Origin of the sequence: Corynebacterium sp. p3-SID1194, assembly GCF_025144155.1 — a bacterium.
Classification (GTDB): domain Bacteria; phylum Actinomycetota; class Actinomycetes; order Mycobacteriales; family Mycobacteriaceae; genus Corynebacterium.
In genome coordinates this window covers 50,591-61,824 of the sequence record NZ_JALXWY010000013.1, presented here as the reverse complement: position 1 = coordinate 61,824, position 11,234 = coordinate 50,591, and the positions used below count along the sequence as shown (strand labels likewise).

The following is an 11,234-nucleotide window of genomic DNA, read 5'->3' as shown; positions in this document are numbered from 1 at the left end:
CGCGAGCCATGCTTCTTGCCGGGATGCGGTTGGAGCGAGACGAGTCCGTCGCATGCGGAATGAGCCTTCCAGGCGGCATGGACGAGGCCGTGGAAGTGGCGCAGCGGTGCGCGGGAAAAGCGCCGCTGAGCATACGCAACATCAAGGCCGAGTTCGCGCCGGACTTGTTCACTTCTGAGGAGCGCGACGCGTTCCGCGCCGCGCCGTTTTCCTCAGAGGACTTCGCTGAGGGCGCACGGGCGCGTCAGGAGAAAAGACCGCCGCGATTCATGGGGCGGTAACAGCGAGCAGGCGCGCCCCGTGGGGGGATATGCGCGTCGTGCACGGGGGAAATGCAGTACACGGGGCGCGGGCAACGGTTCCTCAATCACAGGGAATTCGTATTCAACTCGCATGAAGAGGCACTATTGTGTATTGTCGCGCGTGAGCCGTAAGACAATAAGCCTACTCGCTGCCTATACGTTAGTGAAGAGTATTTCATAACAATTTCTGAATATTTCGCCTAATGATTTCTGGCTCCGTGTTGCCCTCTCTTTCTGCCCACCCAGGAAGGCTGACCCATGCTCGAGATATCTCTCGCGGCGTCATCCCTGCTCCTCGAAATCGCGCGCCTGGTCATGCGGTTCGGGTGCTTTCTCTTTCTCAGCTATTTGCTGGCTTTCATCCTGTCGCTGACACTCACGTCGGTGGTTCCAAAAAACCGGGCAGGGTCCGCGCAGGCCGCAGACCCGGCGAAACAAGGCCGCCACCGACTGACAGGCGGCTCCGCGGAGCAACCCCAGCCCGCAAGCACTGAGCGCAAAGATGCGGTGGCACAACCGTGATACTGATCAATGGACACGTCATCGACCTGGTGTTCGTCTGCGTCACCGTGGCTATCGCCCTCGGACTGAGCTACGTCTTCCTGCTCACCTTGTTGTCGCGCACGCGGCAGAAAATCTGGGTGCCGCGCAGCTACCGCGAAGGCGACCCCTCCGTGATTTTCGTTATCCCGTGCCTCAACGAGGAAGCGGTCATTGAAGCGAGTCTGCAGCGCCTGCTGGCGATGGATTACCCGGACCTTCACATCCTCGTCATCGACGATGGATCAGACGACGATACGGCGCAGATCGTCCGCGGGCTCGACGCACCGCAAATTCATCTGCTGCAGCGTCACCTCCCGAACGCCAGGCTGGGCAAAGGCGAAGCGCTCAACGCCGCCTTCGCGCACATCCGGGCGGGCAATCTGTGCGATGTCTCCGCCCCCGAGAACGTTCTCATCGTCGTGGTGGATGCCGATGGCCGCATGGAACCGGACTCTTTGCGTTATGTCATCCCAGCATTTGAGGACCCCACGCTCGGCGGCGTGCAGATCGGCGTGAGGATCAACAACCGCACCAACAACGTGCTCGCGCGCATGCAGGACATGGAGTTTGTCCTCTACACCGAAGTCTTTCAGCGCGCGCGAGTGCGGCTGCGGACCCCGGGCCTTGGAGGCAACGGACAATTCGTCCGCCTTTCCACCCTCGAGACACTCAGCGACAAGCCGTGGTCCCAATCGCTCACAGAAGACCTCGATCTGGGCGTCCGTATCCTCATCAACGGCTACCGGATCGACTTTTGCCCCGATGCAGCGGTGCACCAGCAGGGCCTTGTCAGCATGAAGCGCTGGATCCGCCAGCGTGCACGGTGGTTCCAAGGCCACCTGCAATCGTGGTCACTCATCGGCGATGTGCTGACCTCGTTGAAGGGCAAGCAGCGGATCGATCTGTTCTACCACTTGACCAGCCCGGTCATGCTGCTCATCGTCGCGATATTCACCCTGTCGCTGCTGCTGTCCACCATCGGTCAGCTGCTGGCCATCCCGGCAGGAACGTTCGAGTTCCACGCGTACTGGATCATTGGGTATCTGCTCGCGTTCGGCCCCATGATCATGCTCGGGTTGATCTACGCCCAATCGGAGCCCGGTCTAGGGCCGCTGCGCGCAGTTGGTCTGTCGCACGTCTACGTCGCCTACATTTTGCTCTGGGCAATCGCCGGAGTGCGCGCCATCAAGAACATCCTGCTCGGCCGGCGCGGATGGGCGAAAACGGAACGCGTCCAAGAAGTCAGCAACGTCAGCGTGGCCGTCGAGGCTGCGGGTATTGCCGGGTCCAGCGACCCGGACGCCGAAACGTTTGCAGAAACGGGGAAGTAAGTGCTGAAGAAATGGCGCCTCATCGGCGTCGCAATCGTCATCATCGGGGCCTTGTTAGGAGTTGCTTTGATCGCCTGGAACAGTACACACTCACGCACGTGGCACGAGAACAAGCAGTACGGGCAGTGGTACGTGGTTTACAACGGATACGGCACAGTGTCCGGAACAGAAGAAGAGGTCGTGCTCGAGCCGCACCCCGCAGCGCATCAGGACACCACGCATGCCGCGCTCGTCCGAACCGCGGAAGTGTTTCCCGAGGACGTTGAATTTGAGGTGACCGTGCACACGGAAACCCAAGTGCGCGACGGTGAACCCAACCCGTGGGAAGTGGGCTGGGTGCTGTGGAATTACGAAAATGACCAGCGCTTCTACGCGGTGGCGTTGAAGCCAAATGGGTGGGAAATTTCGAAACAAGATCCCGACTATCGCGGTGCCCAGAGATTCCTCCTCAGCGGAAGCAATGTGACCTTCCCGCTCAATGAGGACCACCGCGTGAAAGTGCACCACTCCGGGGATTCCTTCAAGGTGTGGGCAGATGGCCACTTCCTTGGCGAGTTCACGGATGAAGAACAGCCGTACAAGGGCGGATCCGTGGCTTTATACACAGAAGATGCGCGAGTGCGCTTCTCAGATTTTGAGGTGCTCAGGTGACTTCCAAACGCCGGTGGTTGAATCCACTTCTCGCTACTGCAGCCGCTGTGAGCGTCCTCGCGTCAGCCACGCTCTTTTTCGGAGTCGTTGATGACTCGCTCGTGCCAGGCGAAGCGTCCCCGATTGTGACGGAGTTCGTTCGCGCTGTAGATGCGGACAACCCCGATGACACGACGTTGGCCCGCACAACTCTCAACCCCGAATTCGGCAACCCGGAGGGACCAGCGTCGACGCTGGTGCTGTACGACGCAGACTCCGAATATGGAGAGGTGCAGGCGATCGCGGCGGGCAACCTGGCATCACGCTTCGGCCGGGTGCGCTTAGAACCGATGGCGGATTACGTCGCCGGTGAGATGACCGCGTACACCGGCGCGATCTATATCGGTCAGGGAAACGGGGCCTTTATCCCGCAAGCATTCATCGATGACGTGGTCACCACCGACATCAAGGTGTTATGGGCCGGTGCGGGAATTGAAAAACTCGGATGGTCGCCAGGGTTTGTGGAATCCTTCGGCTGGGACCCGGTGGCCACAGCCGCGGCGACGAGGGAAGACATCACCTTCATCGACTACAACGGTAAAAGCTTTGAAAAGCCGCAGCAGGAGTCAACGGTCCGGGTGCCGGTCTTGTCTAACCCCGCCAAAGTGACGGTGCTCGGTACTGCGCGATGCGGCGACCTGCGGGAACCGATGCAGTGCTCGAGAGCTGATTCCGGGGTCATGCCGTGGGCAATTCGGTCCCGCAACCTCACGTATGTCGGGGACATTCCGGTCGCAGCGACCAAGGAGCGATCGAACTCGATCGCGTTCGCCGACTTGTATTACGATCTGCTGGCTCCAGACACCCAGCCGACCCAGAAGGCCGCTGTCCGTCTTGAAGATGTCGGCCCGATGGCAGAACCTGCGCATCTGCGTAAAGTCGCGGATCTCCTCTACGAGCGGGGCATTCCGTTCCAGATCGCGGTCATTCCGTTCTATGTGTCGGCGCGGACAGAAATCCGCGCCGACGACCGCTTCGTCGGACTCTCCTTGCTTGATAAACCAGACGTCGTCGACGCGATTAAGTACATGCAAAAGCGGGGCGGCCAGATAGTCCAGCACGGGACCACCCACCAATACGGGTCGCTCCAGAACCCCTACGTCAGCTCGCGCGCAGGCGAAGATTTCGAGTTTGTGCGTTCGCAATGCTCGGCGACAACGCAGCCGCCGTACGAGTTCGAAGAGTGCAAAGAGGAATCCTGGGTCGCAGTAACGGGGCCCGTGGGCAAAGATACGGTAGACGAGCACGAAGAGCGGGTGCGCCGCGGACGAGATGTTCTCATCGAGGCGGGCCTTGGCGAGCCGATCGCATTTGAGGTGCCCCACTACGGGTCCACGCCCAACGCGTACCTGGGAATCGGCCGCGTCTTTGACACCAGGTACGAATCAGTCACCTATTACAACGGCCTTGTTTCCGGGAAAGAGCCCAGCATGAGCAAGGCGAGTGTGCAGATCTTCCCGTACTCGGTCTATGACATTTACGGCACGAAGGTCCTTCCCGAAAACCTCGGAAACGTCAGCCCGAAAAAGATCAACAACCACCCGCCGCGCATGCCCGATGACATCATCGACAACGCTGAGCTCAACCTGGCAGTGCGCGAGTCGACCGCGAGCTTCTTCTTCCACCCTTACCTTGACCCAGCATACCTGGAAGACATCGTCGACGGGATTACCAAGCTGGGATACGAGTTCGTCCCGGCAACAGAACTGTAAGCCGGCAGCCATCAGCGACGCTTCGAAGGAGCACCCGACATGAAGAAGATCCTCACTATTTACGGAACCCGCCCCGAAGCAATCAAAGTTGCTCCGGTGATTAAAGCCCTCGAAGCTGACGACCGGTTTACCTCAGTGGCGGTCTCGACAGGCCAGCACAGAGAAATGCTCGATCAAGTCAACGGCATGTTTGGAATCACCCCCGACCATGACCTCGCGTTGATGAAGCAGGGCCAAAGCCTCAACGAGATCGTGTCCCGAGCCGTTGCTGGCCTCGACGGCATCATTGCCGAGGAGAAGCCCGACGCTGTCATTGCCCAGGGAGATACCTCCACCGCGATGGCAGCGGCGGTGGCGGCCTTCAACCGTGAGATCCCGGTGATCCACCTTGAAGCCGGACTGCGCACCGGCAACATTCACTCTCCGTTCCCGGAAGAGGCGAACCGCCGAATCATCGGGCAGATCTCGGACCTGCACCTTGCGCCGACAGAGACATCCAAGCGCAACCTGGTCGCGGAAAACTTTGACCCGGCGAATATCGCGGTGGTGGGAAACACCGTCATCGACGCATTGCTCACCGCGGCGGAATGGGACACGACGTTCACCGACGAGCGCCTCAACGAGCTCGCAGCCTCAGATGCCCGGCTCATCGTCGTGACAACGCACCGACGGGAAAACCTGGATGCGATGGCGCACATCGGACTGGCTGTCAACGACCTGGCGCAGCAGTACCCCGACGTGACCTTTGTTCTCCCGCTCCACCTCAATCCGAAGGTGCGCGAAGCCGTCCTGCCTGAGGTCGATTCTGTGCGCAACGTGATCATCACTGATCCGCTGCCGTACGACCAGTTCACCAAACTCATGGGACGCTCCGACATTGTTCTCACCGACTCGGGCGGAGTGCAGGAGGAAGCACCCGCGCTGGGCAAGCCCGTGATCTGCATGCGGGAAAACACCGAGCGCCCCGAAGCTGTTGAGGCGGGAACGGTTCAACTTGTGGGCACGGACCGCGGCAACATCGCGGCGTCTGTTTCCACTTTGTTGGATGACGCCTCGGCTTATGAGCGCATGGCCCGGGCCATCAACCCCTACGGTGACGGCCACGCGGCGCAGCGTTCTGTCGCGGCAATCGCCCAACTGCTCGGCGTGGGTGAGCGGCTCCCGGATTTCGCGGCGGCGGCCACGGATCAGTAACCGTCGACAAGCGGAGATGCGCTGCGGGGTGGTGGCTGGACGCGGCCAACCGTGGCGCATTCACATGGTTGGGTTGATCCAGGGAGTGTTTACTCTGTGTCCCCGAGAATCGCCCTGGGCAGCTTCTTCAGGCTCTTGAGCTGCTTTTGAGAGATCGCGTCGAGCGCCCGCTCCTCGGCGGCTGCGACCCGTGCAGCCAGCTCCGCATGCGCCTTGGTGCCCTTCTTGGTGGGGGTGACAATCTGCCGGCGCCTGTCCTTCGGGTCGCGGTCCCGGGTCCCCTAGCCGTGCCCCTCCAGTGAATCGATGAGGCGCACCATTTCGGATGCGTCGATAGCCAGCAGCGTCGCGAGCTGAGTCTGCGAGCAGGGCTGCGCGGTGACGCACGAAAGAATCCAGTACTCGCGCATCGTGGTGTTCTCCTCCGCGAGCGCGCGCTCAACCTCATCCTTGGTGTGCCGGTGGACGCGCTCGATCTGGAACGAGGGGGGACTTAGCCAACACGGCGGGCAGTTCAAGGAGAGGGGCCATGCTCCCTCCGCCCCCACACCGCCCCCGCCCTCATCGGACTGCCCGGCGGCCCGGACTCCCTCGCCCTGGTCGCCGCTGCTGCGGCCGAGGGGAACGACGTGCGCGCGGTGGTGATCGACCACGGCCTGCAGGAGGGGTCAGCCGATGTGGCGCAACGCGCCGCGGGCGCCGCCGAGGAGCTGGGCGTGCCCGCTGAGGTCGTCGCCGTGACCGTGGATGCCGCGCCGGGGGTAAGCGTCGAGGCCGCCGCCCGCACGGCCCGCTATGCGGCGCTGGCCGCCGCAGCGGAGGCCGCCGGCCGTGACATCTGGGTCGCGCACACCCTCGACGACCAAGCTGAAACGCTTCTGCTCGGCGCGCTGCGCGGCAATCCGGCGGGCATGGCAGACGTATCCCGCCTCGACACGCAGGATGGGCCGGGCGTGACGCTCGTGCGGCCGATCCTTTGCCTGCGGCGGGCAGACACCGTCGGGGCGTGCGCGGAGTTGGGGCTCGAGCCCTGGCACGACCCGATGAATGGCGACCCGGCATTCCGCCGCGTCGCCATCCGCCAGCAGATCCTCCCGGCGCTCGCGGAGATCGTGGGCGGCGATGCCGCTCCCGCGCTCGCCCGCACGGCTCGCAGGGTCGCGGCCGACCAGTCCCTGCTCGCGGAGCTGGCGGAGGTGACGCCGACTTCTGATTGCGCCACCCTCGCCACCGATCCTGCGCCGGTGCGGCAGCGCAGTATCATCGCGTGGCTGCGCGGGCACGGCGTGTCCCCCTCCGGCGCGCAGCTTGCTGACACGGAGCGTCTCTGCACTGACTGGCACAGCCAAGGCCCCGTCTACGTTGGCGGGGGAGTGCGCGTCGCGCGCCGCGGTGGCGCGCTGGTGCTTGAGCCCGCCGAGCGGTAGGCACCGAACGCGCGCGGCACCGAATGTACGGGTCGCCGGCGTCCACTGTCGGCATGAACGGGTAGTGGCGGGGAGTGCGGGGGCGGGGGAGTCGTCGATAAGCGATCTTCTGGCAAGATAGCGGTATGGCTGAAGGAACGAGGCTGAGCGAAAGCAAAGATTTCGATGTCCCCGCGCACCGCTACGGCGATGACGTGGAAGCGATCCTCATCCCAGAGGACGAGCTGAAAGACCGCATCCAGGAGATGGCGGACAAGGTCTCCGAGCTCTACCGCGACGCGGACGACGACCTCATCCTCGTGTGCGTGCTCAAGGGCGCGGTGTACTTCCTCACGGACTTCGCGCGCGCGCTGTCCATCCCGTCCGAGGTCGAGTTCATGGCGGTGTCCAGCTACGGCAACTCTACGACGAGCTCCGGCGTCGTGCGCATTATGAAGGACCTGGACAAGGAGATCTCCGGCCGCGACGTGCTCGTCGTGGAAGACATCATCGACTCGGGTCTGACGCTGTCGTGGCTGCTGAAGAACCTGTCCGGCCGCCAGCCGAAGAGCTTGAATGTGATCACGCTGCTGCGCAAGCCGGAGGTGCAGACGGCGAAGATCGACTTGCTCGACGTGGGCTTCGACATTCCCAACGAGTTCGTCATCGGCTACGGCCTCGACTACGCCGAGCGCTACCGCGACCTGCCGTATGTGGGCACGCTGCACCCGCGGGTGTATTCCGATGTCGGTGAGGAGCCGGTGCCGTCGCGCAACGAGGGTCCGGAAACCGTCGAAATCTAGGCCGCGCGGTTAGGATGCGCCCCGCCGCTGGGGCGCAACTTGCCACGGTGAGTAGGCTGTAAGAACTACAACTTCCGGCTAATCACCCATTACAGGACTAGATGAATAACAAGACTGTCGCGCGCTACGGCATCATCGGTGCCGTCCTGCTGATTCTGCTGTACCTGCTCACGCTGATCGGCGATGATTCGCGCAATTTTGCCGAGGTGGATACCTCGGTCGCCCTGCAACAGCTCGCCGACAAGAATGTCGAAGAAGCGCAGATCGACGACCGCGAGCAGCGCGTCCGTCTGACACTGCGCGAGCCGATCACCGTCGAGGAACGCGAAGGGATCGAAGAGATCCAGGCGCAGTACCCGGCCCGCACCACCCCGGACATCTTCAACGCGGTCAAGGGCGCGGAGCCGGATTCCTACACCACCAACGTCACACAGGAGTCCTTCCTGCTGTCCATGCTCGGCTTCATGCTGCCGATGCTGCTGATCTTCGGCCTGATCAGCTTCCTCATGTACCGCATGCAGTCCGGCGGCGGCATGTTCGGCATCGGCGGATCGCGTGCGAAGAAGCTGACCAAAGACATGCCGACGAACACCTTCGCCGATGTCGCTGGCGCCGATGAAGCGGTCGACGAGCTGCAGGAGATCAAGGATTTCCTGCAGGACCCGGGGATTTACGAGCAGCTGGGCGCGAAGATTCCGCGCGGCGTTCTGCTCTACGGCCCTCCCGGCACCGGTAAGACGTTGCTCGCCCGTGCCGTGGCCGGCGAAGCGGGTGTGCCGTTCTACTCCATCTCGGGCTCGGACTTCGTGGAGATGTTCGTCGGTGTCGGCGCGTCCCGCGTCCGTGACCTGTTCAAGCAGGCCCGCGAGAACAGCCCGTGCATCATCTTCGTCGACGAGATCGACGCGGTGGGCCGCCAGCGCGGCTCCGGCACCGGCGGTGGGCACGACGAGCGTGAGCAAACCCTCAACCAGCTGCTCGTGGAGATGGACGGCTTCGGCGACCGTGAGGGCGTCATCCTCATCGCCGCGACCAACCGCCCGGACATCCTCGACCCGGCGCTGCTGCGCCCCGGCCGCTTCGACCGCCAGATCCCGGTGACAAACCCGGATCTGGCCGGCCGCGAGAAGATCCTGAACGTCCACGCCAAGGGCAAGCCGTTGGGCCCGGATGTGGATTTGAAGGCCTTGGCCAAGCGCACCGCCGGTATGTCGGGCGCGGATTTGGCGAATGTCCTCAACGAGGCCGCGCTGCTCACCGCCCGCATCGGCGGCAATGTGATCACGGCGGACGCGCTCGAGGAGGCATCGGACCGCGTCATCGGCGGGCCGCGCCGCTCGTCGAAGATCATCTCCGAGAAGGAGAAGAAGGTCACCGCCTACCACGAGGGCGGCCACACGCTCGCCGCGTGGGCGCTCAAAGACATCGAGCGCGTGTACAAGGTCACCATCCTCGCCCGCGGGCGCACCGGCGGCCACGCCATGACCGCCGCCGAGGACGACAAGGGCATGTACAACCGCGACGAGCTCTTCGCCCGCCTCGTCTTCGCCATGGGCGGCCGTGCGGCCGAGGAACTCGTCTTCGGCGAGCCAACCACGGGCGCATCCGCCGACATCGAGCAGGCCACCAAGATCGCGCGCGGCATGGTCATGGAATACGGCATGAGTTCCGTGCTCGGCACCGTCAAGTACGGCGACGAGGACGGCGACCCGTTCGCGCGCGCAATGGGCGGCGGCAGCCTCGACTATTCGCCCGCTGTCGCCGAGACGATCGACCGCGAGGTGCACGAGCTTATCGACGTCGCCCACCAGCGCGCCTACTCCATCCTCGCCGAAAACCGCGACTACCTCGACACTCTCGCCTCCAAGCTGCTGGAGAAGGAGACGCTGCGCCGCGGCGACCTCGAGGCCATCTTCGACGGCATCGAACCGGCCGGCTCCGGCCTTGAACTTGTCGACGCCCGCTTCCCCCGCCAGCCCGACCGTGAACCCGTCAAGACCCCGGTCGAGTTGGCTGAGGAACGCGGCGAAGAACCGCCGAAGAAATTCTCTCTGCTCGAGGCATCCCAGCAGGCCCGCGCCCGCCGCCAGGCCCAGCGCGAGGCCGAACTGAACCAGCGCTGGATGCCGCAGGACCAGCCCGGCGCCCCCGTCAACGGCTCCACCCGCTGGCAGCCAGGTCAGCCCAGTCAGCCCGTCCCGCCCGCGCAGGTTCCGTCGCAGGCGCAGGGCCAGAACCAGCCGCGCTACGACGGCCCCCAGCCGCCCGCCGACTGGTCCTTTACCGGCGACGGTCGCGTCCAGCAGCAGCCCGCGCAGCCGCAGCCGCAGCCACACCCGCAACACCCGAACCAGCATCCGGGCCAGGCGCAGTACCCGGTGAACCCGGCGCAGCGGCCTGCCCCGCAGCAGGCACCACCGACCGAGGTGATCGGTTTCCGCCTGCCGGAAAATGAGCAGCCGGACCATGTTTGGGACGACCGTGCCGAGGACATGAAAAAGTCCGGCGAGAAGGCGACGGGCCAGCAGGATTCAGGTGAGCAGGCGCCGCGCGCGGATGCGGCCGGTGTCGCGGAACCGACACTGCGCGAGGGATCCGAACCGACGGAACAGCTCCCGCGCCCGGATACCGATCACGACGCGCGACACAGGAGGCCCGAACATGAGTGAGACCGCTAGCGACCGTCCGACATTCGACCGCGAGCGCGCGGAAGCCGCCGTGCGCGAACTGCTCCTGGCGGTGGGGGAGAACCCGGATCGCGAGGGATTGCTAGACACCCCGGCGCGTGTTGCGCGAGCCTACGAGGAAGTCTTCGCGGGCCTGCACACGGACCCGACGACGGTGCTGGAGAAGACCTTCGCGGAAAACCACGAAGAGCTCGTGCTGGTGCGAGACGTACCGATCTACTCCACCTGCGAACACCACCTCGTGCCCTTCTACGGGGTGGCGCACATCGGGTACATTCCCGGTGAGGACGGCCACGTCACCGGCTTGTCCAAGCTGGCGCGGCTGGCGGATATGTACGCCAAGCGGCCGCAGGTGCAGGAAAGGTTGACGAGTCAGATCGCGGATGCGCTCGTCGATAAGCTTCATGCGCAATCTGTGATTGTCGTGATCGAATGCGAGCACCTGTGCATGGCGATGCGGGGCATCCGCAAGCCGGGCGCGACCACGACGACATCGGCCGTGCGCGGCGGATTCAAACGCAATGCCGCCTCCCGCGCGGAGGTATTGAGCCTGATCAGGGGGTAGA

Annotated in this window: 10 protein-coding genes and 1 pseudogene; 10 read left to right on the top strand and 1 reads right to left on the bottom strand. The window is 63.8% G+C overall.

The features are described 5' to 3' along the window. From M3G19_RS09015 to wecB, 6 genes and pseudogenes are all read left to right on the top strand, one after another. Positions 1 to 281: pseudogene (locus M3G19_RS09015) on the top strand (enoyl-CoA hydratase); the annotation flags it as partial. Between the two features lie 279 nt (positions 282 to 560). After that, positions 561 to 824, top strand: a complete 264-nt coding sequence (locus M3G19_RS09010; protein WP_259902268.1) for a hypothetical protein — start codon at positions 561 to 563, stop codon at positions 822 to 824. Next, positions 821 to 2,176, top strand: a complete 1,356-nt coding sequence (locus M3G19_RS09005; RefSeq protein ID WP_259902267.1) for a glycosyltransferase family 2 protein — start codon at positions 821 to 823, stop codon at positions 2,174 to 2,176. Before M3G19_RS09010 ends, M3G19_RS09005 begins: the two co-directional genes overlap by 4 nt. Then, positions 2,177 to 2,827: a hypothetical protein gene (locus M3G19_RS09000; protein WP_259902266.1), complete on the top strand. Its 651-nt coding sequence runs from the start codon at positions 2,177 to 2,179 to the stop codon at positions 2,825 to 2,827. After that, positions 2,824 to 4,578, top strand: a complete 1,755-nt coding sequence (locus M3G19_RS08995; RefSeq protein WP_259902265.1) for a polysaccharide deacetylase family protein — start codon at positions 2,824 to 2,826, stop codon at positions 4,576 to 4,578. Before M3G19_RS09000 ends, M3G19_RS08995 begins: the two co-directional genes overlap by 4 nt. A gap of 39 nt (positions 4,579 to 4,617) precedes the next feature. After that, on the top strand, positions 4,618 to 5,772 hold the full coding sequence (gene wecB / locus M3G19_RS08990) for a non-hydrolyzing UDP-N-acetylglucosamine 2-epimerase (RefSeq protein ID WP_259902263.1): 1,155 nt from the start codon (positions 4,618 to 4,620) through the stop codon (positions 5,770 to 5,772). Between the two features lie 281 nt (positions 5,773 to 6,053). On the opposite strand, the gene M3G19_RS11955 is transcribed toward wecB, so the two are convergent. After that, positions 6,054 to 6,425 (bottom strand): hypothetical protein, encoded by a 372-nt coding sequence (locus M3G19_RS11955; protein ID WP_396121774.1) that lies wholly within the window; start codon positions 6,423 to 6,425, stop codon positions 6,054 to 6,056. On the opposite strand from M3G19_RS11955, the gene tilS reads away from it, so the two are divergent. The 4 genes from tilS (at position 6,336) to folE (ending at position 11,233) form a co-directional block, all read left to right on the top strand. Next, a complete protein-coding gene (tilS, locus tag M3G19_RS08980; RefSeq protein WP_259902270.1) occupies positions 6,336 to 7,199 on the top strand; it encodes a tRNA lysidine(34) synthetase TilS in 864 nt (287 codons plus the stop codon). The two genes, M3G19_RS11955 and tilS, sit on opposite strands and share 90 nt — an antisense overlap. A gap of 125 nt (positions 7,200 to 7,324) precedes the next feature. Then, positions 7,325 to 7,981, top strand: coding sequence for a hypoxanthine phosphoribosyltransferase (gene hpt, locus M3G19_RS08975; RefSeq protein WP_259902262.1), 657 nt, complete (start codon positions 7,325 to 7,327; stop codon positions 7,979 to 7,981). Positions 7,982 to 8,082: 101 nt separating this feature from the next. Next, positions 8,083 to 10,650, top strand: a complete 2,568-nt coding sequence (ftsH, locus tag M3G19_RS08970; RefSeq protein ID WP_259902261.1) for an ATP-dependent zinc metalloprotease FtsH — start codon at positions 8,083 to 8,085, stop codon at positions 10,648 to 10,650. Then, on the top strand, positions 10,643 to 11,233 hold the full coding sequence (folE, locus tag M3G19_RS08965) for a GTP cyclohydrolase I FolE (protein WP_210575984.1): 591 nt from the start codon (positions 10,643 to 10,645) through the stop codon (positions 11,231 to 11,233). Before ftsH ends, folE begins: the two co-directional genes overlap by 8 nt. Position 11,234 lies beyond the last annotated feature (1 nt).

Bases quoted from the DNA above. Each gene is read 5' to 3' on its own strand.
- M3G19_RS09010 (WP_259902268.1), top strand. From the start codon at position 561: ATGCTCGAGATATCTCTCGCGGCGTCATCCCTGCTCCTCGAAATCGCG.
- wecB (WP_259902263.1), top strand. From the start codon at position 4,618: ATGAAGAAGATCCTCACTATTTACGGAACCCGCCCCGAAGCAATCAAA.
- hpt (WP_259902262.1), top strand. From the start codon at position 7,325: ATGGCTGAAGGAACGAGGCTGAGCGAAAGCAAAGATTTCGATGTCCCC.
- ftsH (WP_259902261.1), top strand. From the start codon at position 8,083: ATGAATAACAAGACTGTCGCGCGCTACGGCATCATCGGTGCCGTCCTG.
- folE (WP_210575984.1), top strand. From the start codon at position 10,643: ATGAGTGAGACCGCTAGCGACCGTCCGACATTCGACCGCGAGCGCGCG.